This window comes from Ruegeria sp. SAZA006, from assembly GCF_059613465.1.
Window position 1 is genome coordinate 210382 of the sequence record NZ_JBXWSO010000016.1, and the last position, 23669, is coordinate 234050.

Genomic DNA, 23669 nt, shown 5'->3' on the forward strand with positions numbered 1-23669 from the left:
AAGATGACCATGAGTCTTGCAGAAAAACTGGCACAGGAACGGCGGGCGCGTCTGGCCGCCGAACGCATGCTTGCACTCAAGCAGAGTGAACTGTCCGAGGCCAATCGCAAACTGGGTGAATACGCGATGGCCCTGACCAAGCGTATTGGCGAGACTGAGGCCGAGGTCGAAACCGTGCGTGGCGAGAATGAAAAGGTCAAATCGGACCTGACCGTTGCAAATGCCAAGATCGAAGTGGCCGAACGCCGCCTCTGGCACTCGATCCAGACGATCCAGGACGGTTTCGCCTTCTTCGACGGCAGTGATCGGTTGATCAGCGCAAATACAGCCTATCTGAGCGTGTTCGAAGGACTGGATGAGGTCGCGCCCGGGATATCCTATCCCCGCATTCTTGATCTGCTTACCACCGAGGGCATCATCGATATCGGGTCGGAACCGGCCGAGGCGTGGAAAACCCGCATGATGCGCCGCTGGACCCGGATCAACCCGCCGCCCGAAGTGATCCAGCTGTGGAATGGGCAATATATCAAGCTGATCGACCAGCGCGGCCAAGGCGGCGATGTGGTCAGTCTGGCCCTGAACATCACGGCCTCGGTCCAGCATGAGGCGCAACTGCAGGCCGCGCGCGAGAAGGCCGAGGCTGCCAACCGGGCCAAGTCGGCTTTCCTTGCCAATATGAGTCATGAGATCCGGACCCCGATGAACGGCATCGTCGGGATGACCGACCTGCTGTCGGAAACCCCTCTGAATGAAGAGCAGAGGCTTTATGTCGAGACGATTCGCAATTCGGGGGACGCGTTGCTTGTCATCATCAATGACGTTCTGGATTATTCCAAGATCGAAGCGGATAAGCTTGTGCTGCATCCCGAGGATTTCGATCTTGAACGTTGCATTCTCGAAGTTGCGATGCTGCTGCAGCCCACGGTGCGCGACAAGGGGCTGACCTTGCTGGTCGACTATGACCTGTTCCTGCCGACGCTGTTCGTGGGCGATCCGGGCCGGGTGCGTCAGGTGCTGACCAATCTGGTGGGTAACGCGGTCAAATTCACCGCCCAGGGCCATGTTCTGATCCGGGTCACCGGAGTACCGCATGCCGATCAGAAGACCTGCGACATCCACATCGCGATCGAAGACACCGGAATCGGCATCGATGCGGACAAGATCGAGCACATCTTTGGCGAGTTCAATCAGGTCGAAAACGAAAAGACCCGCGCCTTTGACGGCACTGGCCTTGGTCTGGCCATCACCAAACGCCTGATTACCTTGATGGGTGGCTCGATCTGGGTCGAGAGCGAGGCCGGCAAGGGGTCGTGCTTTGGGTTCCGCATCACGCTGCCCACCGCCGAAGGCCCTCAACCGGCTCCGCCTGCTTTGGCGGACAGGCTGAAACATGTCCTCGTGGTCGAGGATCTGGCGGTCAATCGGGCCATTCTGAACAAGCAGCTGCGGCGTTTGGGGACCGAGGTGACGGTTTGCGCCACAGGCACCGAAGCGCTGAGGGCGGTGGATGCGTCGGTCGACCTGATCCTTTGCGATCACGATCTGCCTGACATGGACGGGCTGGATTTGGCGGAAACTCTGCGCAAGCGAAGCTGGTCCGACGTTCCGATCGTGCTGATGTCCGCAAACCCGGCCATCGTGCACGCTGATCCGAACCATCGGCTGATACAAGGGGTGGTTCAGAAACCGATCCCTCGGGCCGAGCTGTTCTCGCGGCTTCAGGCGCTGGGCGCGGCTGTGTTGCCTGCGCCTGTTTCCCCGCCCTGCTGCGCAGAGCCGGCCCAATCGTCCGGCGGAAACACGAAGCTGCGCAAGATGCGGGTTCTGGCCGCCGAGGACAATCGCACCAACCAGTTGATCCTGAGCAAGATGACCAAGGATCTGAACATAGACCTCAAGCTGGTGGCCAACGGGCTTGAGGCTGTCGAAGCCTTTGCGGAATTCGCGCCGGACCTGATCCTTATGGACATCTCTATGCCCAAGATGGACGGAAAGCAGGCCACGGGTGAGATTCGCCGACGCGAAATCGGCACAGGGCAGCATGTGCCGATCGTGGCGCTGACCGCTCATGCCTTGGCCGGTGACGAGCACAGCATCCTTGCGGCCGGGCTGGATCACTACCTGACGAAACCGCTTCAGAAGAAGCTGATTTGCGAGATGATCCAGTCCAACTGCCCGACGGATGCGCAACCTGTCATTGTCGAGCCGGCCGGTGCGGTCTAGGCTGACGCCATGTCACAGGAACGAGGTTTTCGCCCCCGCGCTTTGGGTGAAATCGCAATACGCTGCGCCGACATGGCAGCGATGGTTGATTTCTATGAAAACGTCATCGGGCTGACCCGCCTGCATGGCGGCCATAACAGCGCCATCACATTCTTTCGGATTGCGGATGGGTTCGAAGGACACACACAGGTTCTGGCGCTTTTTCACCATGGGGCAGCGCAGCGGCCGGGTTTGCACCCCACCGGTGCCGACAAACCCGTGACCGGGGCGCAATCGTCGCTGCACCATGTCGCCTTGTCTCTTCCCTTTGCGGAACAGGAGGCCGTTATGCGCTGGTATGACCAAATCGGCCAGCCCTATCGTGTCGAACGGTTCGGCTGGATCGGTTGGCGCGGCGTGTTTACCACGGACCCCGAGGGCAACACGGTCGAACTGGTGGCGTATGATGCCTCGATGCTGGATCAGGCCTGATAGGGGCGCACGAATACCGGTTTGTCCGGTTCCGACAACTCAGACCGGTACACATAGCCGCCGGTGTCGAAATCCCGCAGGCCCTTCAAATCGGTCAGCCGGTGCTGGATGATGTACCGCGCCATTGAGCCGCGAGCTTTTTTGGCAAAGAAGCTGACGATCTTGGGCGCGCCGCCCTTGTCCTCCATAAAGACCGGGGTGATGACGCGCAGTTTCAGGGCCTTGGGGTCGACGGCGCCAAAATATTCCTGACTGGCGCAGTTCACCAGCGTGTCGGTGCCGATCTCCTCGGCCTGCGCGTTCAGCGCCTTGCTCAGCTGGTCGCGCCAGTAGTCATACAGGGTCTTGCCGCGCCGGGTCTTCAACCGGCTACCCATTTCCAGCCGATAGGGCTGAATGGCGTCCAGCGGGCGCAGCAGGCCGTAAAGCCCCGACAGGATGCGCAGATGATCCTGCGCCCAGGCCAGTTCGTCGGTGTCCAGCGAGGCGGCCTCGAGCCCCTGATAGGTGTCGCCGGCAAAGGCCAACGCGGCCGGGCGGGTGGTCTCGGGCGGCGGGGTATCGGCAAAGGTGCGGAACCGGTCGCGGTTCAGCCGGGCCAGATCGTCGCTGAGGCTCATCAGCTTTTTCAGATCCCCCAGCGTCAGGTTGCGCGCCGTTTTCGCCAGCCGGATCGCGTCGTCCTGAAAATCGGGCTGGGTCGGCGTCGCGTCCCGTTCTGCCCAGTCCAGCCGTTTGGCCGGAGAGATCACCACCAGCATATCTACCCCCTTGTACGTGCCCGCCCGCCGATACCTAGCCCGCCGCGCGCAGCACGTCCAGAAAGGCGGCCGCGAAACGTTCGGCGCGGCGGTCGCCCAGAATTTGCTCCAGCGCGCGGTCGTCGTCGGGCCGCATCTGCGCAACCTTCGCCAGTTGCGCGGCCGAACAGCTCAATGGTTTGTCGATCCCGTCCGGGCCTCGGGCCAGCTGTGCCTGCACCTCGAGCAGACGGTCGTAGATATTTCCCTGTTCACGCCCGGCCAGCTTGCGGCGCGCCGGGTGGACCGCCTGCGCCTCGCCCGCGATTACTTCGAGGAAGGTGTCGCCATAGCGGTCCAGTTTTTTTGCGCCCACGCCGCCGATCCGGGCCATCTCGTCCAGGGTCATGGGGCGTTTTTCCGCCATCTCGATCAGCGTGCGGTCGGGGAAGATGACATAGGCGGGCACATGGGCGGCCTCGGCCAGGGCGCGGCGCTTGGCCTTGAGCGCCGACAGCAGGGGCGCATCCTCTTCCGAGACCATCATCTTGACCGCGGGCCGGCGGGTGGCCTTGCGCAGCGTGTCCTTGCGAAGGGTGATCTGCGCCTCGCCCTTCAGGATCGGCTTGGCGGCCTCGGTCATGCGCAGGGCGCCGTGGCGTTCAGGGTCGGGGCGGACCAGGTCATGGCCCATCATCTGCCGGAAGATCGCCTGCCATTGCGGGCGCGACCAGTCCTTGCCGATGCCGTAAGTGGGCAATTCGTCATGCCGCCGGGCGCGGATCTTGTCGGTGTCATTGCCCAGCAGGATGTCGATCAGGTGGCCCGAACCGAACCATTCCTCGGTGCGCAGGATCGCCGACAGGGCCATGCGCACCGGCGTAGTGCCGTCGAACAGCTCGGGCGGGCTGTCGCACAGGTCGCATTTGCCGCAAGGCTCGGCCTGTTCCCCGAAATAGCCCAGCAGAGTTTGGCGGCGGCAATGCAACGCCTCGGCCAGACCCAGCAGAGCGTTCAGGCGGGCATGGTCGGCGGCGCGGCGTTCGGGCGGGGCCAACCCCTCGTCGATCTGGCTGCGGCGCAGGCGGATGTCGTCGGGGCCGAACAGGGTCAGGGTCTCGGCCGGGCCGCCGTCGCGGCCGGCGCGGCCGATTTCCTGGTAATAGGCCTCGATCGATTTCGGCAGGTCCGCATGGGCGACCCAGCGGATGTCGGGCTTGTCGATGCCCATGCCAAAGGCCACGGTGGCCACCACGATCAGCCCGTCTTCGCGCGCGAAGCGGGTTTCGACGATGCGGCGGTCCTCGGCCTCCATCCCGCCGTGATAGTGGCAGGCGCTGTGGCCCTGTTCGCGCAGCGCCTGCGCCAGCACTTCGGTCTTGTTGCGGGTGCCGCAATAGACGATGCCCGACTGGCCGCGGCGGGCATCGGCGAAATCCAGGATCTGTTTGCGCGGGCTGTCCTTGGCGGCAAAGGCCAGATGGATGTTCGGCCGGTCGAAGCCGCGCAGGAACTTGCGCGGGGGCGTGCCGTCGAACAGTTTCTCGACGATTTCGTCCTGGGTTTCCGCATCCGCCGTGGCGGTGAAGGCGGCCAAGGGCACGTTCAGCGCGCGCCGCAGCTCTCCGATCCGCAGATAGTCGGGGCGGAAATCATGGCCCCACTGGCTGACGCAATGGGCCTCGTCCACGGCGATCAGGCTGACATTGATCCGCCGCAGCATACCCAGCGCCGAGCCCGCCGCCAGCCGTTCGGGTGCCATATACAGCAGCTTCAGCCGCCCGGCCTCGAGCGCCTCCCACACGGCGTCGGTTTCCTCCGGCGTGTTGCCCGAGGTCAGCGCGCCGGCCTCGACCCCGGCCTCTTGCAGCCCCCGCACTTGGTCGCGCATCAGGGCGATCAGCGGCGAAATCACCACCGTGACGCCGTCGCGCAGCAGGGCAGGCAGTTGGAAACACAGGGATTTTCCGCCCCCGGTGGGCATGATGGCCAGCACGTTCTCGCCGACGGTCACGGCATCGACGATCTCTTCCTGCCCGGGGCGGAACTCATCGAATCCAAAGACATCTCGCAGCAGAGGCGCGGCGTCGAACATGTGCGGGGGTGCCCTGTTTCAAGATTTGACTGCTCTTGAACGGACAATCACACAGTCGGAATCAGGGAACAAGAGGTCAGTAGAAATAGACCGCGTTGTTGATGAGGACGATCCGCAGCGCATAGACGCCGATCAGCACCACCAGCGGCGTCAGGTCCAGACCGCCCATGTTGGGCAGAATGCGGCGGATCGGGCCGTAGATCGGTTCGAGCAGGCGGTTCAGTCCGTACCAGATCTGAGCGACCAGCTGTTGATGCAGGTTCAGGACCTGGAAGTTGATCAGCCAGCTCATGATCACATGGGCCAGGATGATGAACCAGACGATGTCCAGGATCAGCAGCAGGATTTGGATCAGCGACAGCATGGGCACCTCGTTTTCCGTACGGCCTGAGACCTAAGTGCCCAAGTGGCATTAGGCAAGCCCGCAGTCACAGAACGCTTGCGAAATGGCCCAAAGGCCCGTCTTATGAAATCAAAAGCAGGCAAGGGGCAGTGATGGCAGAGATTTCCAAGCGCAGGCGCATCTGGGGCTGGTGGTTCTTCGACTGGGCCAGCCAGCCGTATCACACCCTGTTGGTAACCTTTGTCTTTGGTCCGTATTTCGCCGGCGTTGCCGCCGAATATTATGCAACCGCCGGGATGGATGCCGAAGCCGCCGCCGCGCAGGCGCAGACGGTCTGGGCCAACTGCCTGACGATCACCGGGCTGATCATCGCCTTCGGCGCGCCGCTCTTGGGGGCGATGGCCGATGTCTCGGGGCGGCGCATCCCGTGGATCTTCGCCTTTTCGGTGATGTATGCCGCGGGGTCTGCCGCGCTGTGGTTCACGCTGCCGGACGGGTCGAACATGTGGCTGATGCTGTCGGCCTTCGGTCTGGGCTTCGTGGGGGCGGAATACGCGCTGATCTTCATCAATTCGCAACTGCCCGACCTGGGGGACGACAGCGAGGTGGGCGAGATCTCGGGCTCGGGCTTTGCCTTCGGCTATTTCGGCGGGCTGATTTCCCTGGCGATCATGCTGGCGCTGTTCGTCGAGCAGCCCAACGGCAAGACGCTGATCGGGATGGAGCCGTTGTTCGGGCTGGACGGCGGCGCACGCGAAGGAACGCGCTTTGTGGGGCCGTTCACCGCCGGGTGGTTCATCCTGTTCATGGTCCCGTATTTTCTGTGGGTTCGCGACGATCCCGCAACCGACAAAAAGGGCAGCGTATCCGAGGCGCTGCGCCTGCTGGGCAAATCCGTGGCCGCCTTGCGGCACCGTGTCAGCCTTGCCAGCTATCTGGGCTCGTCGATGTTCTACCGGGATGCGCTGAACGGGCTGTACAGTTTCGGCGGCGTCTATGCGCGGCTGGTGCTGGAATGGGACCTGATCAAGATCGGCGTCTTCGGCATCATCAGCGTGCTGGCCTCGGCGGTCTTCGCCTGGATCGGCGGCAAGCTGGACCGGAAATTCGGCCCCAAGCCGGTGATCCTGACCGCGATCTGGGTCCTGATTCTGGTCTGCACCACCATTGTGTCGATGGACCGGACGCAGATCTTCGGCATCGCCCTGCCCCAAGGCTCGGGCCTGCCGGACATGGTGTTCTTTGGCTGCGGCATCCTGATCGGCGGGATGGGTGGCATTCTGCAATCGGCCAGCCGGTCGCTGATGGTGCGCCACACCGACCCGACCGCCCCGGTCGAGAGCTTTGGGCTGTATGGCCTGTCGGGCCGGGCCACCGCATTTGCCGCGCCTTTGCTGATCGGAATTGCAACAACCGCGACCGGCAGCGCGCGGTTGGGGGTGTCTCCGATCGTCGGGTTGTTTATTCTGGGATTGTTCCTAATGCGCTGGGTCAAACCGGAAGGGGATCAGAGCAGATGATTTCATTACGTTTTTTGGTATTTTTGGCAGGAATTGCGCTGGCCGGGGCGGCTGGGGCCCAACCGCTGGCCAAGCAGTTGTTCGGGGCTCAGAAGTACAGTTCGCAACAAAAACCGGCCGCTTTCGGCAGTTATTCGCGCGGCTGCGCCGCCGGATCGGTGCAACTGCCCGAAACCGGACCCACCTGGCAGGCGATGCGTCTGTCGCGCAACCGCAACTGGGGCCATCCTCAGGCCATCGACTTCGTGCAGGACCTCAGCCGTTTTGCGGCGAGACAACCGGGGTGGAACGGGCTTTACATCGGGGATATCAGCCAGCCGCGAGGCGGGCCGATGACCTCGGGCCACCGCAGCCACCAGCTGGGCCTGGACATCGACATCTGGATGCTGCCCGGTGACAATATGCGCCTGTCGCGCAAGGCCCGCGAGAACATCTCGTCCATCTCTCTGCGGCGCTCGAACGGCGCCTATGTGAACGGCAACTGGACGAAACAGCACCACGCCATCCTGCGCGAGGCGGCCAAGGACAAACGCGTGGCCCGCATCTTCGTGTTTCCGGGCGCCAAGGTGCAGATGTGCAAGGAAGAAAAAGGCAACCGCGCCTATCTGCGCAAAATCCGGCCCTGGTGGGGGCATCATTATCACTTCCACGTCCGGCTGAACTGTCCGCGCGGCTCGCGCGGGTGCGTCAATCAGGATCCGCCGCCCAAAGGCGACGGCTGCGCCGAGGCCGAGCAGTGGGTGCGCAACATCTTGAACCCGCCGCCGCCCGACCCCAACGCGCCGCCTCCGAAGAAACGGCGTGAATATGTTCTGGCGGATCTGCCCCAGCAATGCGCCGCCGTCTTGCAGTCCAACTGATCGCCAGCCTGTTTCTGGCCGGCTCCGCCTGGGCGGTCGAAGTCAAATCGGCTGAATATCTGGGCAGCTTTGCATGGCGCGCCGGTCATGACTGGTTCGGTGGGTTTTCCGCCATCCATATCTCGGATGACGGGCAGCGCGCATGGGTGCTGAGCGACCGCTCCACTCTGGCATCGGTCCGCATCGACCGGGATGGCGATCAGATTGTCGGCATCCGTATTGTTGGCCACTGGCCGGTTCTGTCCAGCCGGGGACGGATCATGCCCGGCAGCTCGGGTGACTCCGAGGGGCTGGCGCTGGCGCCTGACGGCAGCTTCTACATTTCGTTCGAAGGCGTGCACCGTGTGGCCCGTTATGCCGCGCCCGGTGCCCATGCGCAGGTGCTGCCGCGACCCAAGGCCTTTGACGCGCTCGACCAGAATGGTTCGTTCGAGGGGCTGGCCATCGACACGCAGGGCCGCCTGTACACGCTGCCCGAGAAAAGCCGCACGGCAAATGGCGACATTCCGGTCTATCGCTGGGACGGGCGCGCCTGGTCCACGCCCTTCGTCCTGACGCAGCGGGACGGTTTTCTGCCCGTAGCGGCCGATTTCGGCCCGGACGGGCGGTTCTACGTGCTGGAACGCGCGGTCTCGCTGACCGGGTTCCGGTCGCGTCTGCGTCGGTGGCAGATCGCGGGTGATACACCTACGGCCGAAGAAACCCTGTTCCAGACCGGAACCGGAACCCATGACAATCTCGAGGGGCTGTCGGTCTGGCGCGACGGGCAGGGGCGGTTGCGGGCCACGATGATCTCGGACGACAACTTTCTGGCGCTGCAGCGTACCGAACTGGTCGAGTATCTGCTGCCGGATTGACACGGGCCGATCCCGGGTCTAGAAGCGCGGCTTGCCTTGGGACGGTCCCTTGGCCAAGTCGCCGCTACCTTGTCAAAACGGGCATCAGAACATGCAACGCAACTTTATCCCCGGCATTATTGCCATGGCCGCCATCGTCGTGGCCTCGAACATCCTGGTCCAGTTCCTGATCTTTGACGGGCTGTTGACCTGGGGTGCCTTCACCTATCCGCTGGCCTTTCTGGTCACCGACATCATGAACCGCGTCTATGGCGTGGGCCCGGCCCGCAAGGTCGTGTTCGCCGGCTTCGTCACCGGCGTGATCTGCTCGCTGATCGGCAGCCAGATCATGCTGCAGGGTGACGGCTTCACCTACGCCGCCGTGCCGTTGCGCATCGCCGTGGCTTCGGGAACCGCGTTCCTGATCGCGCAGCTGACCGACGTCACCGTGTTCAACGCCATGCGTGAAGGCCGCTGGTGGCGCGCGCCGCTGGTGTCCACGCTGGTCGGGTCGGCGCTGGATACAGCGATCTTCTTCACAATCGCGTTCTCGGCCTCGGTGACCGTCTTCGGCGCCGATGCGGATGCGGCCATCAACTGGGCGTGGGAGCCGGTGCCTTTCATGCTGTCGGGCCCCGAGGCGCCCCTGTGGGTGACGCTGGCCTTTGCCGACTGGCTGGTGAAGCTGTCGCTGGCCCTGGTCGCACTGATCCCCTTCAAGGTGATCGTCGCCCGCCTGACCGCACAGCCTGCGTAAAAAAAACGCTTTGAGAGTGGCACAAGTTGTGTCACCATCCTTTTCAACCGCAACAGATAGAAAAGGAGGTGATCCAGTGTCGAGAAAGAGATTGGAGAGAGGTGTCGGAACAACCGGGGGGACCGCCTGCTAGGGCAGCCCTTGGCGGAGCGCGCGCTCCGGCTGGTCGATTGATCTAACCGACCCGACCTCCTGAACTTTCGAAGGGCCGTCCCGCCGGGGCGGCCCTTTCTGTTTCCGGGTGGCGCCTGTAAGGTCGCGTCCATGTTGCGCATCACCGACGATATCACCCTGCACGATTGGGAAATGACCGAGAGCTTCATCCGCGCCTCGGGTCCCGGCGGGCAGAACGTGAACAAGGTCTCGACCGCGGTCGAGCTGCGCTTCGAGGCGGCGCGCTCGCCCTCGCTGCCCGATCCGGTCAAGGCGCGGCTGAAACGGCTGGCCGGACGGCGCTGGACCAAGGATGGTGCGATCATCATCCAATGCGACGAGACCCGCAGCCAGGCCCGCAACCGCGAGATCGCCCGCGCCCGTCTGGCCGAGCTGATCGGCAAGGCGCTGGTCAAACCCAAGCGGCGGATCGCGACGAAGCCCACCTATGGCTCGGTCAAGCGCCGGCTGGCGGCGAAAAAGGCCCGGTCCGACGTCAAGGCGCTGCGCGGCAAGGTGGCGGAAGATTGATCTGGCATCTTTCCCTGCCGTTGCTAGTCTGACCGCAACAGGCGGCAGGGAGGCAAGGCCATGAGGCTGGAGGGAAAAACCGCAATCGTGACCGGCGGCGCATCCGGGTTCGGGGCCGGGATCGTGCAGAAATTCCTGACCGAGGGCGCACGGGTGATGATCGCCGATATCAACGGGGATGCCGCGCGTCACATGGCGGCAACGCTGGGCCCGCTGGCCGACCACTGCCAGGTGGATGTCTCCGACGGCGACTCGGTCCAGGCGATGGCGGATGCGGCGCTGGGACTTTACGGCCATCTGGACATCCTGGTGAACAATGCCGGCGTGACCCACCTGCCGACGCCGCTGGAGGAGGTCAGCGAAGAAGATTTCGACCGCGTCTATCGCGTAAACATGAAGTCGGTCTTTCTGACCGCGCGGGCGCTGGTGCCGCATATGAAATCGCGCGGGTCGGGGGCGATCCTGAACGTCGCCTCGACCGCCGGATTGTCACCGCGCCCGAACCTGAACTGGTACAACGCCTCCAAGGGCTGGATGATCACCGCAACCAAGACCATGGCGGTCGAACTGGCCCCGTCCGGTGTGCGCGTGAACGCGATCTGCCCGGTGGCGGGGGAAACGCCCCTGCTGAAATCCTTCATGGGCGAAGACACGCCCGAAATCCGCGCCAGGTTCCTGTCGACCATCCCGCTGGGCCGGTTCTCGACTCCGCAGGACATGGGCAACGCCGCCTGTTTCCTGTGCTCGGATGAGGCCAGCATGATCACCGGCACCGCGCTCGAGGTGGACGGGGGCCGCTGTATCTGACCACCCCTTCATCTGGCCCCAAATATCCCCGCCGGAGGCAGCGCGCATTAGCGCGCTTTCCCGCAGTAAAGGACAAACCCAAATGACCCCCGGATCCAGAAACCTGATCACCGACGTGCCCGGCCTGCTGGTGGGCAACGCACAGGACGCGGCTCTGAAATCAGGTGTCACCGTCATGACCGGAGATCAGCCCCTGCGGGCCTCGGTGCATGTGATGGGGGGCGCCCCCGGCACGCGTGAGACCGATCTTCTGGCGGTCGACAAGACCGTCGACCGGGTGGATGCGATCGTGCTTTCGGGGGGCTCGGCCTTCGGGCTGGATGCCTGTTCGGGCGTGGTGGACGCGCTGCATGCGCAGGGTCGCGGGTTTCAGGTGGGGTCGGCCGTGGTTCCGATCGTACCCGGGGCGATTCTGTTCGACCTGCTGAACGGCGGCGACAAGGCGTGGGGTGAAAACCCGTACCGCGCCTTGGGCCGGGCCGCATTTGACTCCGCAGCGGAGACGTTCGATCTGGGCAGCGCCGGGGCCGGAACCGGCGCACTGACGGCCATGTGCAACGGTGGGCTGGGCTCCGCCTCGGCGGTGTTGCCGGGCGGCGTGACAGTGGGTGCTCTGGTTGCGGCCAACCCGCTGGGCAGCGTCACCACCCCGGGCGACCAGCATTTCTGGGCCGCCCCGTTCGAGATCGGAGCCGAGTTCGGCGGGCTGGGGCCGGATGCGGCGTCCGGACTGGGGGACCCCGCGCCCAGCCGCAAGGCCCGGGCGATGGGCCACCCCCCGCCCGACAAGGCCAACACGACCATCGCCATCGTCGCCACCGATGCGGCCCTGACCAAACCGCAATGCCAGCGCATGGCGGTGGCCGCCCATGACGGGATCGCCCGCGCCATCCTGCCCGCCCACACGCCGGGCGATGGTGACCTGGTGTTCGGCGTCAGCACGGGGCGGATCCCTTCGGCCGAGGCCGATCTGGCCCTGCTGGGCCACGCCGCCGCCCTGTGCTTGGCCCGCGCCATCGCGCGCGCGGTCTACCATGCGAAACCGGCGCCAGACGACCTGTTGCCGTGCTGGTCGGATCTGCAAAATACGCCTTGAAAATATACCTTTTCGGCTGCGTCAGGTCGCCGCCGCGCGTCAAATTGCGCATTGACTCTGCGCGCGTTTGATACTGGTTAAGGGGCAGCCAATTCATATCGGAGCAACGCCAATGAAACGTATCATCGCGACTGCCATCGCCGGCCTGCTGGCCGTGCCGGCCCTGGCCGAAGGCGACGCCGAAGCCGGTGCCAAGACCTTCAACAAGTGCAAGTCCTGCCACATGATCGCAACGCCCGACGGCGAAGCCATCGTCAAGGGCGGCAAGACCGGGCCGAACCTGTACGGTATCGCTGGCCGCGCCGCAGGTGCAGAGGAAGGCTTCAAATACGGCGACAGCCTAGTCGCGGCCGGTGAAAAAGGTCTGGTCTGGGACGAGGAAAGCTTTGTTGCCTATGTTCAGGACCCCAAGGCGTTCCTGAAGGACTACCTAGGTGAAACCTCGGCCAAGTCGAAGATGACCTTCAAGCTGAAGAAGGGCGGCGAGGACGTCTTTGCCTATCTGCAAAGCGTTTCGGCCGAATAAGCCGCACTTGCCAAAAAACCGGAACAAGTACAAAAGGCCGCAGCCCTGCGGCCTTTCGTGCGCTTGATTGCAACGTCGATCATCGCCAGTTTTGTCGCAGACCAAAAAAACACTGCGCCCAATCCGCCAGCGCATCGCGCCCGGTCGCCGATGCCGCCAGACCGACGCAGTCACACCAGGAGAGGACAGATGGGAATCATGATCCCGGCTTGGGTTCATGGCGAGCTGACACCCGTGGACAAGCTGGAAGCCCACGAAAAGGGGCTCAAGCACAAGGCAGTCTCGGTCTTCGTCGTGCGGGGCACCGAGATTCTGATGCAGCGCCGCGCGCTGGGCAAGTATCACACGCCCGGCCTGTGGGCGAACACCTGTTGCACCCATCCCGACTGGGACGAAAACTCCTCGGACTGCGCCGTGCGCCGCCTGCGCGAGGAGTTGGGCATCACCGGGCTGTATCCTGAATACCGGCACCGGCTGGAATATCATGCGGATGTCGGCAACGGGATGGTCGAGAACGAGGTCGTGGATGTGTTCTTGGCGCATGTGCGCGGGCCGCTGAAGATCGAGCCCAACCCCGATGAGGTGATGGAGATCCGCTGGATCGACTACCACGATCTGCTGGCCGAAGTGCGCCGCCACCCCGAACGGTTCACCCCGTGGCTGAAGATTTACCTGCACAACCACGCCGACACGATCTTTGGCCCCGACCTGATCATCTCGGCCAAATCCTGACGCGCCCATCTTGCAAGGACTGACGAAGCCGCATACATCACGGCGTCATGGCCAAGCAGAAGACAGACCCAAACTACAAGGTGATCGCCGAAAACCGGCGGGCCCGCTTCGATTACGCGATCGAAGAGGATATCGAGTGCGGCATCGTGCTGGAAGGGTCCGAGGTCAAGTCTCTGCGCGCGGGCGGGGCGAACATCGCCGAAAGCTATGCCTCGGTCGAGGATGGCGAACTGTGGCTGATCAACAGCTACATCGCGCCCTACGAGCAGGCCAAGGCGTTCAAGCACGAAGAGCGCCGCCGGCGCAAGCTGCTGGTGTCCCGCAAAGAGCTGTCGAACCTGTGGAACGCCACGCAGCGCAAGGGCATGACGCTGGTGCCGCTGGTGCTGTATTTCAACCACAAGGGTCGGGCCAAGCTGAAGATCGGCATCGCCAAGGGCAAGAAGATCCACGACAAGCGCGAAACCCAGGCCAAGCGCGACTGGTCGCGCCAGAAACAGCGCCTGCTGAAGGATCACAGCTGACCCGGGCTGCGCCGCGGGTCAGGATGGATCAGAACGCCATGGTGGCCCGAACCGCCCGCTGCCAGCGCGCATAGGCCGCTTCGCGGTCAGCCTCGGGCAGGATCGGTTCGAACCGTTGGTCCAGCGCCCAGGTCTCGGCAAATCCGGCCTGATTGGGGTAGACCCCGGCCTTCATCCCCGCCAGCCAGGCTGCGCCCAGCGCCGTGGTTTCCTGCATCACCGGCCGGTCGACCGGCGCGCCCAGAATGTCCGACAGGCCCTGCATCGCCCAGTCGGAAGCGCTCATCCCGCCATCGACCCGCAGAATCACGTCCGCGTCGGCGCCCCAATCGCCCTGCATCGCGTGCCACAGGTCGCGGGTCTGGTAGGCGATGCTTTCCAGCGTGGCCCGTGCGATCTCGGCCCGGCCCGAGTTGCGGGTCAGGCCGAACATGGCGCCGCGGCAGTCGGGCTTCCAATAGGGCGCGCCCAGCCCGGTGAAGGCGGGCACCAGCACCACATGCTGGTTGGGGTCGGACTGCGCGGCCAGTTCGCCGCTTTGCGGGGCCGAGTCGATGATCTGCAGCGCGTCGCGCAGCCACTGCACCGCCGCGCCCGCGATGAAGATCGAGCCTTCCAGCGCATAGGTCCGCTGACCGTCCAGCTGATAGGCGATGGTGGTCAGCAGGCGGTTTTTCGACTCCACCGGCTGCGTGCCGGTGTTCAGCAGCGCGAAACAGCCCGTGCCATAGGTGGATTTCATCATCCCAGGCTGGAAACAGGCCTGCCCGATCGTGGCGGCCTGCTGGTCGCCGGCCACGCCCAGAATCGGGATCGCCCCGCCGAACAGGCCGGTCTGGCCGAAATCGGCCGCGCAGTCGCGCACTTCGGGCAGTATCGACAGCGGCACGTCCAGCAGATCGCAGATCTCGGCGCTCCAGTTGCCCTTGTGGATGTCGAACAGCAGGGTGCGCGCGGCGTTGGTGGCGTCGGTGGCGTGGACGCGGCCCTCGGTCAGGCGCCAGATCAGGAAACTGTCGATGGTGCCGAACAGCAGCTCGCCCGCCTCGGCCCGATCGCGCGCGCCGGGTACGGTGTCGAGTATCCACTTGACCTTGGTGCCCGAGAAATACGGGTCGAGCAGCAGGCCGGTCTGAGCGGTCACGTCATCCTCGCAGCCCGCGTCGCGGAACCGCTGGCAGATCTCGGCGGTGCGGCGGTCCTGCCAGACGATGGCATTGTGGATGGCCTTGCCGGTCGTCTTGTTCCAGACCACGGTGGTTTCGCGCTGGTTGGTGATGCCGATCCCGGCGATCTGGTCGGCCGAGGCGCCCACCTCGTTCATCACCTGCCGGCAGACGTTCAGGACACTGTCCCAGATTTCCTCGGGGTCGTGCTCGACCCAGCCTTCCTGCGGAAAATACTGGGTGAATTCCTGCTGTGCAGTGCCCACGCGCTGCATCTGCGCGTCGAACAGGATCGCGCGCGAGGACGTGGTGCCCTGATCGATTGCCAGAATATAGGTCATGCCCGTGCTCCCCCCGGTCTTCATTTTCAGGGGACATTAGGCGATTGGTCGGGGCCGTTCCAGACCCCAGTTTCAGGCTGTTGGCACGTCGATATTGTCGATCAGGCGCACGCCCTCCAGCCAGGCGGTGGCGAACAGGCGCGCGGGGCGGGTGGCGGCGGCCAGCGGCGCAAGCGTTTCGGCGCAGCGCAGGTCGATATATTCCACCTCGGAAAAGCCCGCCGTCAGCAGCGTGTCGCGAGCCGGCCCCACCAGATCCGCGAATGCGGCCCCCTGCGCCAGTTGCCCGGCCATGTCCTGCATCACCGCTTGCATCCGAGCCCCGGTCGCCAGCCCCTGGTCCGACAGACGCAGATTGCGCGAGGACATCGCCAGCCCCGAGGGCTCGCGCACGGTGGGGCAGCCGATCACCTCGATCGGGATGTCCAAATCACGGGCCATGCGGCGCACGACCATCAACTGCTGATAGTCCTTTTCGCCGAAATAGGCCCTGTCCGCCTGCGTCTGCAGGAACAGTTTTGCCACGACGGTTGCCACGCCGTCGAAATGTCCGGGGCGGAATTCGCCCTCCATCACGTCGGTCAGGCCGGCGACGGAGACGGTGGTGGCGAACCCGTCCGGATAGATCTGGTCCGGGTCGGGGACATAGATCGCATCGACCTCCAGCGGCGCCAGCTTGGCCGCGTCGTCCTGCTCGGTGCGGGGGTACTTGGCCAGATCCTCGGGGTTGTTGAACTGCTTGGGGTTGACGAAGATCGTCACGATCACCCGGTCGCAATCGGCCCGCGCCGCCTGTGCCAGCGACAGGTGCCCCTGATGCAGCGCGCCCATGGTGGGCACCACGCCGATGGTCTCGCCCGCCCGGCGCCAGGCCTGGGTCTTGGCGCGCAGCTCCGAAAGGGTGCGCAGGATGGGCGCGGTCATGCCTTGCCCCCCTTGGCAGGGGCCTGATCGGCAAACACATGCTCGGCCGCGGGGAACGTGCGGGCGCGCACCTCGGCGGCGTATTCGGCGATGGCGGCCTCGGCCAGCGGGCCCAGATCGGCATAGCGTTTGACGAATTTCGGCTTGAAGGCCGTGAAAAAGCCCAGCATGTCGTCGACCACCAGGATCTGCCCGTCACAACCGGCCGAGGCCCCGATGCCGATGGTGGGGATGGGCACCTCGGCGGTGATCCGGTCGGCCAGACCCTGCGGAACCTTCTCGAGCACGACGGAAAACGCCCCGGCCTCGGCCACGGCGCGGGCGTCGGCCAGCACCGCATCGGCCTGTTCGTCGCGGCCCTGCACCTTGTAGCCGCCCAGAGTGTTGATCGATTGCGGCGTCAGACCCACATGCGCCATCACCGGGATGCCGCGCTTGACCAGAAAGCGGATCGTCTCGGCCATCTCGTCCCCGCCTTCCAACTTGACCGCGCCGGCGCCGGTCTCGGCCATCAGCCGGGCCGCGTTGCGAAAGGCCTGCGCGGGGCTTTCTTCATAGCTGGCAAAGGGCATGTCGATGACCATCATCGCCGTCTCGAGCCCGCGGGCGACGGCCTGACCGTGCAGGATCATCATCTCCATCGTCACGCCCAGGGTCGAGCTCAGCCCGTGCAGCACCATGCCCACGCTGTCGCCCACCAGGACGAAGTCGCAATGGGGGTCCATCAGCCGGGCCATCGGTGTGGTATAGGCAGTCAGGCTGACCAGCGGATCGCCCCCTTTGCGGGCGCGGATATCCTCGGCATTCGGGGCTGTCTTGCGGGCGGTGGCGCTCATGCTCGCTCCTCGCGGGGTTCATGTTGCAGCGCGGCATAGCAGAAGGGCAGGGGCCAGAGAAACCCCGGTTGCGCGAACATTTCCTTGAATGACCCAAGGTTTGCAGGGACATTGTTACCGTCAGGGCCGCGTCATCCGCCGCCCATCCGCACATTCTGGGAGGGAATTTACATGACCAAGCCGTTCTTTCGCACCTTTGCCGGCGCCATGGCGCTGGGCGTGGGGCTGCTCGCCTCGCAGGCCATGGCCCGGTCGGACATCACCATCGCCATGCAGCTGGAGCCGCCGCATCTGGACCCGACCAGCGCCGCCGCGCAAGCCATCGATTCGGTCGTCTACACCAACGTGTTCGAAGGGCTGACCCGCTTCATGGGCGATGGCTCGGTCGTGCCCGGGCTGGCCGAAAGCTGGGAGATCTCCGAGGACGGAAGGGTCTATACCTTCACGCTGCACGATGGCGTCACATTCCATGATGGCACCACGATGGATGCCGAGGACGTGAAGTTCAGCCTCGACCGCGCCACCGCCGAGGACAGCGCCAATGCGCAGAAGGCCCTGTTCGCCGGGATCGAAGGCGTCGAGGTCGTGGACCCGCTGACCGTCAGAATCACTCTGGCGGAACCCAACGGCAGTTTCCTGTTCAACCTGGCCTGGGGCGACGCGGTGATCGTGGCGCCCGAAAGCATCGAGGGCATCAAGACCAACCCCGTGGGCACCGGCGCCTACAAGTTCGCCGAATGGGTCCAGGGCGACCGCATCACGTTAGAGCGCAACCCCGATTACTGGGGTGACCAACCCACGCTGGAGAAGGCCACGTTCAAGTTCATCTCGGACCCCACCGCCGCCTTTGCCGCGATGATGGCCGAGGACGTGGACGTGTTTGACAATTTCCCCGCCCCCGAGAACCTGCCGCAGTTCGAGGCCGACCCGCGGTTCCAGGTGCTTGTCGGTTCGACCGAGGGCGAAACCATTCTGGCGACCAACAACAAGAAGCCGCCCTTTGACGACGTGCGGGTGCGGCAGGCGCTGGCCCATGCGATCGACCGTCAGGCGATCATCGATGGTGCGATGTTCGGTTATGGCACGCCGATCGGCACGCATTTCGCACCGCACAACCCGGCCTATGTCGATCTGACCGGCAATTCGGCGCATGACCCGGACAAGGCCCGCGCCCTGCTGGCTGAGGCCGGTTTTGCAGACGGGTTCGAAACCACGCTGCATCTGCCTCCGCCCTCCTACGCCCGCCGCGGGGGCGAGATCGTGGCCGCGCAGCTTGCCGAGGTCGGGATCAAGGCCGAGATCATCAACGTGGAATGGGCACAGTGGCTGGAAACCGTGTTCAAGGGCAAGGATTTCGCCCTGACCATCGTCAGCCATACCGAGCCGATGGACATCGGCATCTATGCCCGGCCGGATTATTACTTCCAGTATGACAACCCGGATTTCCAGGCCCTGATGGCGACGCTGAACGCGACCACCGACCCCAACGAACGCATCCGCCTTATGGGCGAGGCGCAGCGCATGATCGCCGAGGATTACGTCAACGCCTATCTGTTCCAGCTGGCCAAGCTGGGCGTGGCCAAGGCCGGCGTTCAGGGCCTGTGGGAAAACGCGCCCACGGCGGCCATTGACCTGACCGCGATCAGCTGGGCGGAATGAGCCTTTCGGGTCCGCCCTGCGGGCCCGTTTCCCCATATTAGGGTCTGTTTCAGATGACACGTTGCCTGGTTTCGGTGTTTTTCTTCATGGCCGCCCTGGCCCTGTCTGGGCCCTCGGGCGCGCAAGGGTTGTTTCAGGATGGCCACAGCGCGCTGTTGGGCACCCCGGAAAACCCGGTCGAGGTCGGCGTCGGCATCAGGATCGACCAGATCACCTCGGTCGATCAGAAGGCCGAGAACTATGGCGCTGTGGTCGTGCTGCGGTTTGAATGGAGCGATCCGGCCCTGGCGTTCGATCCGGATGAGCTGGGCCGCGATTTCCGCGTATTCGATCCGCCGGCCTTCGTGCGCCATGCGGCCACCCGGGATGCGGTGGTTCCGGCCTTCGTCATCCACAACCAGCAATCCAACCGCTGGGTGCACGAATCCGCGGCCGCTCTGCGACATGATGGGCATGTGACGTTTGTCGAGAAATCCTCGCTGACGCTGCAGGCGCCGCATTTCAACTTCCTCAGGTTCCCCTTCGACACGCAGGAGTTCCACTTCGAGGTCGTCTCGGTCTTTCCGTCCGACTTCGTGCACTACTACGCGCTGGACCAGTTCTCGGGGCTGGGCGACACGCTGGGCGAAGAGGAGTGGATTCTGGGCAACGCCCGTATGCTGGCCTCGACCACGACGGGCCTGTCGGGCAATGAAAGCGATCAGGTGTCGCTGGTCTTCGAGGGCAAGCGCCACCTGACCTACTATGTCATCCGGGTGTTCCTGCCCATGCTGGTGCTGGTTCTGGTCGGCTGGGCGCTGTTCTTTCTGGACGAATACCGCAAGCGGATCGACATCGCCGGGGCCAACCTGCTGGTCTTTGTCGCCTTCAACTGGGCGATCTCGGCCGATCTGCCCAAGTTGGGCTATCTGACCTTTCTGGATTTCATCCTGCAATGCATGTTCCTGATGACCGGGGCGCTGGTGGTGTTCAACGTTATGCTGCGGCGGCTCAAGGTCTCGGGGCGCGAGGACACGGCGCGCAAGCTGGACAACTACGCGATCAAGTGGATCTATCCGCTGGGCTATGCCGCGATAGTGGGCTATGCAGTCTGGGCGTTTCTGATGCAGTCCTGACGCGCTGTGCCGCTGGACCGGCGGCCAATCCCGGCCTAACGTGGCGACAATGCTCCGATATGCGCTCAAACGTCTGATTTCGCTGGCACTCAGCCTGGCTATCGCTTCGGTGGTCATCTTCGCGGTGATCGAGGTGGCGCCGGGGGATCCGGCCTCGTTCATGCTGGGGGTGAACGCCCAGCCCGAAACGCTGGCCGCCCTGCGCGCCGAGCTGGGCTTGGACGTGTCACGGCCGCAGCGCTACCTGAACTGGGTCAGCGGCATGCTGGCCGGAGATTTCGGCACCTCGTATACCTATCGCACGCCTGTGGCGCAGATGGTGGCCGACCGGCTGTGGGTGTCGCTGCCGCTGGCGCTCTATGCGCTGACACTGTCGACGCTGATCGCCTTTCCGGTCGGCATCTATGCGGCCGCGCGCCGGGGGAAACCGGGCGATCTGGCGGTGATGGGGGCCACGCAGTTGGGCATCGCGGTGCCGAACTTCTGGTTCGCGATGATGCTGGTGCTGATCTTCGCGATCAATCTACGCTGGTTCAACGCGGGCGGGTTCGCGGGGTGGGACAACGGCCTGTGGGCCGGGCTGCACTCGCTGACGCTGCCGGCCATCGCGCTGGCCCTGCCGCAGGCGGCGATTCTGTCGCGGGTCATGCGCTCGGCGCTGCTGGACATTCTGGGTGAGGATTTCATGCGCACCGCCCGCGCCAAGGGGCTGTCGCGCCGCCAGGCGCTGTGGCGGCACGGGGTGCGCAATGCGCTTATCCCAGTGCTGACGATCATCGGGCTGCAGTTCTCGTTTCTGCTGGCCGGGTCGATCATCATCGAGCAGGTCTTCTACCTGCCCGGGCTGGGGCGGTTGGTGTTCCAGGCGATCTCGGCGCGGGACCTGATCGTTGTGGAGTCGGTGGTGATGCTGCTGGTCTTTGCGGTCATCACGGTGAACTTCCTGGTCGATCTGGCCTATGCCGCGGTCGATCCCCGGTTGCGGAGCCGCACATGAGCCGCGCGCTGATCCTTGGGGCGGGGCTGACCTCGGTGGTGGTGCTAATGGCCCTGCTGTCCTTCGTCTGGACACCCTTTGATCACGCCGCGCTGAACATCCCAGACAAGCTGCAGCCGCCCAACGCACAGCACTGGTTCGGTACCGATCATTTCGGGCGCGACATGTTCTCGATGATCATGGTGGGTGCGCGTACCTCGATCGCGGTGGCGCTGGTGGCGGTGGGCATTGGCATGGGGTTCGGCGTGCCATTGGGCCTGACGGCCGCGGCGCGCAAGGGGTCTTGGCTGGATGAGCTGATCATGCGCGGCAACGATCTGGTCTTTGCCTTCCCTTCGCTGGTGATTGCCATCCTAATCACTGCCGTCTTCGGCCCCGGTGCGGTGAACGCGATCATCGCCATCGGCATCTTCAACATCCCCGTCTTCGCCCGCATCACCCGCGGCGCGGCGCTGTCCCTGTGGGAGCGCGAGTTCATCCTGGCCGCCCGTGTCGCGGGCAAGGGCGCGACGCGGATCTCGGCCGAGCACATCCTGCCCAACGTCGCCAATTTGCTGATCGTGCAGGGCACCATCCAGTTCAGCTTGGGCATTCTGGCCGAGGCGGGCCTCAGCTATGTCGGACTCGGCGCGCAACCACCCACGCCCAGCTGGGGCCGGATGCTGGCGGATGCGCAGACGATGGTCAGTTTTGCCCCGCATTTGGCTCTGATTCCGGGGTTGGCGATCATCGTGACGGTGCTGGGGTTGAACCTGCTGGGCGACGGGCTGCGCGATTGGCTGGACCCTCGAATCCGGGTGGCCCGCGCATGAGCTTGCTGGAAATCCATAACCTGTCGCTTTCGATCCACGGGGTCCCCGTTCTGGACCAGGTCAGCCTGTCCATCGACCCCGGTCAGATCGTGGCCGTCACCGGTGAGAGCGGCTCGGGCAAGTCGATGACAGCATTGGCGGTGATGCAGTTGCTGCCCGCAGGGGCCGTGGCCGGCGGCTCGGTCCGCCTTGAAGGGCACGAGGTTCTGAACAGCCCCGAGGACGAAATGTGCGCCTTGCGCGGCGCGGTCGTCGGGATGGTGTTTCAGGAACCTATGACGGCGCTCAATCCGGTGAAGACCATCGGTGATCAGGTGATGGAGACCATCCTGATCCACAAGGCGATGCCGCCCGACGCCGCCCGCGTGCGCGCCCAAGAGGTTCTGACCCGCGTCGGCCTGCCGCCCGACTACTTTCCCCTGTCGCGCTATCCGCACGAACTGTCGGGCGGGCAGCGGCAGCGCGTGGTGATCGCCATGGCCATCGCGCTGCGCCCCCGGCTGCTGATCGCGGACGAGCCGACAACCGCGCTGGATGTGACCACGCAGGCGCAGATCCTCGATCTGCTACGGGGGCTGGTCACCGAATACGGCATGGGTCTGCTGATGATCACCCATGATTTGGCGGTCGTGGCCGACATGGCCGACCGGATCGTGGTGATGCGCAACGGCGAAGTGGTCGAGGCCGGGCCTACGGGTCAGCTGCTGACCAACATGCAGCATCCCTATACGCGGATGCTGTTCGAGGCCTCGAACCACCAAGTCGAACTGCCCGCCCCGGCGGCCCCGGCGCCTCTGCTTTCGGTCTCGGAGGTGGTGCGCGACTATCGCCTGCCGCGCACGCGGTTGTTTGAAAAGCCCGGTCATCACCGGGCCGTGGACCATGTGAGTTTCACGCTGAACCGGGGTGCGCGCCTTGGGCTTGTGGGTGAGTCCGGTTGCGGAAAATCGACCCTAACACGGGCCATTCTGGGGCTTGAGGAGGTGCAGGGCGGGCAGATCCTGCTGGACGGCCAGCCGGTGTTCACCGGGCACAAACCCAATCTGGCGGTGCGTCGCAAAATGCAGGTGGTGTTCCAGGACCCGTTTGGCAGCTTCAACCCCCGCCACCGGGTCGCCCGCCTGATCACCGAACCTTTCCACCTGATTGAAACTCCGCCCACCGGGTCTGAACGGCAGGATCGCATCGCTGAGATGTTGACCGCCGTGGGGCTCTCGCCCGACGATGCAGGCAAATACATCCACGAATTCTCGGGCGGTCAGCGCCAGCGTATCGCCATCGCCCGCGCCCTGATCATCCGGCCCGAGTTGATTCTGTTCGACGAGGCGGTCTCGGCGCTGGATGTCTCGGTCCGGGCGCAAATCCTCGACCTGCTGGCCGAGCTGTGTGCGGCCTATGACCTGACCTACCTGTTCATCAGCCATGATCTGAGCGTGGTGCGCACCATCACCGACCGGGTGATGGTGATGCAGGCGGGCCGGATCGTCGAACAGGGCGAGACCGAGCGCGTGTTCGCGGACCCGCAGCACCCCTATACGCAAACCCTGATCCAAGCCGTGCCGAAATTGCCCCAGATCGGGCAGGGCGCGGCATGATACCGCTTTG

General features: G+C 64.4%; 23 protein-coding genes. 17 read left to right on the top strand and 6 right to left on the bottom strand.

Features of this window, described 5'->3' with window-relative positions:
* Window positions 1–9 precede the first annotated feature (9 nt).
* Together AC2FNZ_RS16150 and AC2FNZ_RS16155 are read left to right on the top strand one after the other, a co-directional pair.
* Entirely contained in the window at window positions 10–2223 is a 2214-nt protein-coding gene (locus AC2FNZ_RS16150; protein ID WP_496841246.1) for a response regulator, read from the top strand.
* 9 nt (window positions 2224–2232) lie between these two features.
* Window positions 2233–2694, top strand: coding sequence for a VOC family protein (locus AC2FNZ_RS16155; RefSeq protein ID WP_496841247.1), 462 nt, complete (start codon window positions 2233–2235; stop codon window positions 2692–2694).
* Here the strand turns inward: AC2FNZ_RS16155 and yaaA are convergent.
* The 3 genes from yaaA to AC2FNZ_RS16170 form a co-directional block, all read right to left on the bottom strand.
* Window positions 2685–3455 (bottom strand): peroxide stress protein YaaA, encoded by a 771-nt coding sequence (gene yaaA, locus AC2FNZ_RS16160; RefSeq protein ID WP_496841248.1) that lies wholly within the window; start codon window positions 3453–3455, stop codon window positions 2685–2687. The two genes, AC2FNZ_RS16155 and yaaA, sit on opposite strands and share 10 nt — an antisense overlap.
* Window positions 3456–3489: 34 nt before the next feature.
* A complete protein-coding gene (recQ, locus tag AC2FNZ_RS16165) occupies window positions 3490–5529 on the bottom strand; it encodes a DNA helicase RecQ (protein ID WP_496841249.1) in 2040 nt (679 codons plus the stop codon).
* A gap of 76 nt (window positions 5530–5605) precedes the next feature.
* A complete protein-coding gene (locus AC2FNZ_RS16170; RefSeq protein WP_008757771.1) occupies window positions 5606–5893 on the bottom strand; it encodes a YggT family protein in 288 nt (95 codons plus the stop codon).
* 131 nt (window positions 5894–6024) lie between these two features.
* Here AC2FNZ_RS16170 and AC2FNZ_RS16175 point away from each other — a divergent pair, with 131 nt between their 5' ends.
* The 10 genes from AC2FNZ_RS16175 to smpB all read left to right on the top strand — a co-directional run bounded on the left by AC2FNZ_RS16175 (window position 6025) and on the right by smpB (window position 14214).
* Complete coding sequence (locus tag AC2FNZ_RS16175) at window positions 6025–7392, top strand: MFS transporter (RefSeq protein ID WP_496841250.1); 1368 nt, start codon at window positions 6025–6027, stop codon at window positions 7390–7392.
* Window positions 7389–8252, top strand: a complete 864-nt coding sequence (mepA, locus tag AC2FNZ_RS16180; RefSeq protein ID WP_496841251.1) for a penicillin-insensitive murein endopeptidase — start codon at window positions 7389–7391, stop codon at window positions 8250–8252. Before AC2FNZ_RS16175 ends, mepA begins: the two co-directional genes overlap by 4 nt.
* Window positions 8225–9109 (top strand): esterase-like activity of phytase family protein, encoded by an 885-nt coding sequence (locus AC2FNZ_RS16185; RefSeq protein WP_496841252.1) that lies wholly within the window; start codon window positions 8225–8227, stop codon window positions 9107–9109. Before mepA ends, AC2FNZ_RS16185 begins: the two co-directional genes overlap by 28 nt.
* Window positions 9110–9200: 91 nt before the next feature.
* Window positions 9201–9845, top strand: a complete 645-nt coding sequence (locus AC2FNZ_RS16190) for a queuosine precursor transporter (protein ID WP_093964066.1) — start codon at window positions 9201–9203, stop codon at window positions 9843–9845.
* Window positions 9846–10109: 264 nt separating this feature from the next.
* Window positions 10110–10529 (top strand): alternative ribosome rescue aminoacyl-tRNA hydrolase ArfB, encoded by a 420-nt coding sequence (gene arfB, locus AC2FNZ_RS16195; protein WP_005980088.1) that lies wholly within the window; start codon window positions 10110–10112, stop codon window positions 10527–10529.
* Window positions 10530–10589: 60 nt separating this feature from the next.
* Window positions 10590–11336 carry an SDR family oxidoreductase gene (locus tag AC2FNZ_RS16200; RefSeq protein ID WP_170340981.1) on the top strand — a complete coding sequence of 249 codons (747 nt, stop codon included), beginning with the start codon at window positions 10590–10592 and terminating at the stop codon, window positions 11334–11336.
* A gap of 82 nt (window positions 11337–11418) precedes the next feature.
* Window positions 11419–12432 carry a P1 family peptidase gene (locus tag AC2FNZ_RS16205; protein ID WP_496841253.1) on the top strand — a complete coding sequence of 338 codons (1014 nt, stop codon included), beginning with the start codon at window positions 11419–11421 and terminating at the stop codon, window positions 12430–12432.
* A gap of 112 nt (window positions 12433–12544) precedes the next feature.
* Window positions 12545–12958: a c-type cytochrome gene (locus AC2FNZ_RS16210; protein ID WP_093964070.1), complete on the top strand. Its 414-nt coding sequence runs from the start codon at window positions 12545–12547 to the stop codon at window positions 12956–12958.
* 189 nt (window positions 12959–13147) lie between these two features.
* Complete coding sequence (idi, locus tag AC2FNZ_RS16215; RefSeq protein WP_093964071.1) at window positions 13148–13690, top strand: isopentenyl-diphosphate Delta-isomerase; 543 nt, start codon at window positions 13148–13150, stop codon at window positions 13688–13690.
* Window positions 13691–13737: 47 nt separating this feature from the next.
* Window positions 13738–14214, top strand: a complete 477-nt coding sequence (smpB, locus tag AC2FNZ_RS16220) for an SsrA-binding protein SmpB (protein WP_093964072.1) — start codon at window positions 13738–13740, stop codon at window positions 14212–14214.
* A 28-nt stretch (window positions 14215–14242) separates the two neighbouring features.
* Here the strand turns inward: smpB and glpK are convergent, their stop codons facing one another.
* The 3 genes from glpK to panB form a co-directional block, all read right to left on the bottom strand.
* Window positions 14243–15721, bottom strand: a complete 1479-nt coding sequence (gene glpK, locus AC2FNZ_RS16225) for a glycerol kinase GlpK (RefSeq protein WP_496841254.1) — start codon at window positions 15719–15721, stop codon at window positions 14243–14245.
* A gap of 72 nt (window positions 15722–15793) precedes the next feature.
* Window positions 15794–16645 (bottom strand): pantoate--beta-alanine ligase, encoded by an 852-nt coding sequence (gene panC / locus AC2FNZ_RS16230; RefSeq protein WP_496841255.1) that lies wholly within the window; start codon window positions 16643–16645, stop codon window positions 15794–15796.
* Window positions 16642–17481 carry a 3-methyl-2-oxobutanoate hydroxymethyltransferase gene (gene panB, locus AC2FNZ_RS16235; protein ID WP_496841256.1) on the bottom strand — a complete coding sequence of 280 codons (840 nt, stop codon included), beginning with the start codon at window positions 17479–17481 and terminating at the stop codon, window positions 16642–16644. The genes panC and panB overlap by 4 nt, the downstream gene beginning before the upstream one ends.
* A gap of 171 nt (window positions 17482–17652) precedes the next feature.
* On the opposite strand from panB, the gene AC2FNZ_RS16240 reads away from it, so the two are divergent.
* Genes AC2FNZ_RS16240 through AC2FNZ_RS16260 form a run of 5 tightly spaced genes read left to right on the top strand, consistent with a single transcriptional unit; the run spans window position 17653 to window position 23659 of the window.
* A complete protein-coding gene (locus AC2FNZ_RS16240) occupies window positions 17653–19140 on the top strand; it encodes an ABC transporter substrate-binding protein (protein WP_496841257.1) in 1488 nt (495 codons plus the stop codon).
* A 53-nt stretch (window positions 19141–19193) separates the two neighbouring features.
* Entirely contained in the window at window positions 19194–20255 is a 1062-nt protein-coding gene (locus AC2FNZ_RS16245) for a ligand-gated ion channel (protein ID WP_496841258.1), read from the top strand.
* Window positions 20256–20304: 49 nt separating this feature from the next.
* Window positions 20305–21252, top strand: coding sequence for an ABC transporter permease (locus AC2FNZ_RS16250; RefSeq protein ID WP_093964078.1), 948 nt, complete (start codon window positions 20305–20307; stop codon window positions 21250–21252).
* The gene (locus AC2FNZ_RS16255) at window positions 21249–22064 is read left to right on the top strand and encodes an ABC transporter permease (RefSeq protein ID WP_496834552.1); all 816 of its coding nucleotides are present in this window, start codon (window positions 21249–21251) and stop codon (window positions 22062–22064) included. Before AC2FNZ_RS16250 ends, AC2FNZ_RS16255 begins: the two co-directional genes overlap by 4 nt.
* Window positions 22061–23659, top strand: coding sequence for an ABC transporter ATP-binding protein (locus AC2FNZ_RS16260; RefSeq protein ID WP_496841259.1), 1599 nt, complete (start codon window positions 22061–22063; stop codon window positions 23657–23659). Before AC2FNZ_RS16255 ends, AC2FNZ_RS16260 begins: the two co-directional genes overlap by 4 nt.
* The last annotated feature ends 10 nt before the right edge of the window (window positions 23660–23669 follow it).

Coding starts and splice junctions, on each gene's coding strand:
- AC2FNZ_RS16150 (WP_496841246.1), top strand. CDS start 10: ATGAGTCTTGCAGAAAAACTGGCACAGGAACGGCGGGCGCGTCTGGCC.
- AC2FNZ_RS16155 (WP_496841247.1), top strand. CDS start 2,233: ATGTCACAGGAACGAGGTTTTCGCCCCCGCGCTTTGGGTGAAATCGCA.
- yaaA (WP_496841248.1), bottom strand. CDS start 3,455: ATGCTGGTGGTGATCTCTCCGGCCAAACGGCTGGACTGGGCAGAACGG.
- recQ (WP_496841249.1), bottom strand. CDS start 5,529: ATGTTCGACGCCGCGCCTCTGCTGCGAGATGTCTTTGGATTCGATGAG.
- AC2FNZ_RS16170 (WP_008757771.1), bottom strand. CDS start 5,893: ATGCTGTCGCTGATCCAAATCCTGCTGCTGATCCTGGACATCGTCTGG.
- AC2FNZ_RS16175 (WP_496841250.1), top strand. CDS start 6,025: ATGGCAGAGATTTCCAAGCGCAGGCGCATCTGGGGCTGGTGGTTCTTC.
- mepA (WP_496841251.1), top strand. CDS start 7,389: ATGATTTCATTACGTTTTTTGGTATTTTTGGCAGGAATTGCGCTGGCC.
- AC2FNZ_RS16185 (WP_496841252.1), top strand. CDS start 8,225: ATGCGCCGCCGTCTTGCAGTCCAACTGATCGCCAGCCTGTTTCTGGCC.
- AC2FNZ_RS16190 (WP_093964066.1), top strand. CDS start 9,201: ATGCAACGCAACTTTATCCCCGGCATTATTGCCATGGCCGCCATCGTC.
- arfB (WP_005980088.1), top strand. CDS start 10,110: ATGTTGCGCATCACCGACGATATCACCCTGCACGATTGGGAAATGACC.
- AC2FNZ_RS16200 (WP_170340981.1), top strand. CDS start 10,590: ATGAGGCTGGAGGGAAAAACCGCAATCGTGACCGGCGGCGCATCCGGG.
- AC2FNZ_RS16205 (WP_496841253.1), top strand. CDS start 11,419: ATGACCCCCGGATCCAGAAACCTGATCACCGACGTGCCCGGCCTGCTG.
- AC2FNZ_RS16210 (WP_093964070.1), top strand. CDS start 12,545: ATGAAACGTATCATCGCGACTGCCATCGCCGGCCTGCTGGCCGTGCCG.
- idi (WP_093964071.1), top strand. CDS start 13,148: ATGGGAATCATGATCCCGGCTTGGGTTCATGGCGAGCTGACACCCGTG.
- smpB (WP_093964072.1), top strand. CDS start 13,738: ATGGCCAAGCAGAAGACAGACCCAAACTACAAGGTGATCGCCGAAAAC.
- glpK (WP_496841254.1), bottom strand. CDS start 15,721: ATGACCTATATTCTGGCAATCGATCAGGGCACCACGTCCTCGCGCGCG.
- panC (WP_496841255.1), bottom strand. CDS start 16,645: ATGACCGCGCCCATCCTGCGCACCCTTTCGGAGCTGCGCGCCAAGACC.
- panB (WP_496841256.1), bottom strand. CDS start 17,481: ATGAGCGCCACCGCCCGCAAGACAGCCCCGAATGCCGAGGATATCCGC.
- AC2FNZ_RS16240 (WP_496841257.1), top strand. CDS start 17,653: ATGACCAAGCCGTTCTTTCGCACCTTTGCCGGCGCCATGGCGCTGGGC.
- AC2FNZ_RS16245 (WP_496841258.1), top strand. CDS start 19,194: ATGACACGTTGCCTGGTTTCGGTGTTTTTCTTCATGGCCGCCCTGGCC.
- AC2FNZ_RS16250 (WP_093964078.1), top strand. CDS start 20,305: ATGCTCCGATATGCGCTCAAACGTCTGATTTCGCTGGCACTCAGCCTG.
- AC2FNZ_RS16255 (WP_496834552.1), top strand. CDS start 21,249: ATGAGCCGCGCGCTGATCCTTGGGGCGGGGCTGACCTCGGTGGTGGTG.
- AC2FNZ_RS16260 (WP_496841259.1), top strand. CDS start 22,061: ATGAGCTTGCTGGAAATCCATAACCTGTCGCTTTCGATCCACGGGGTC.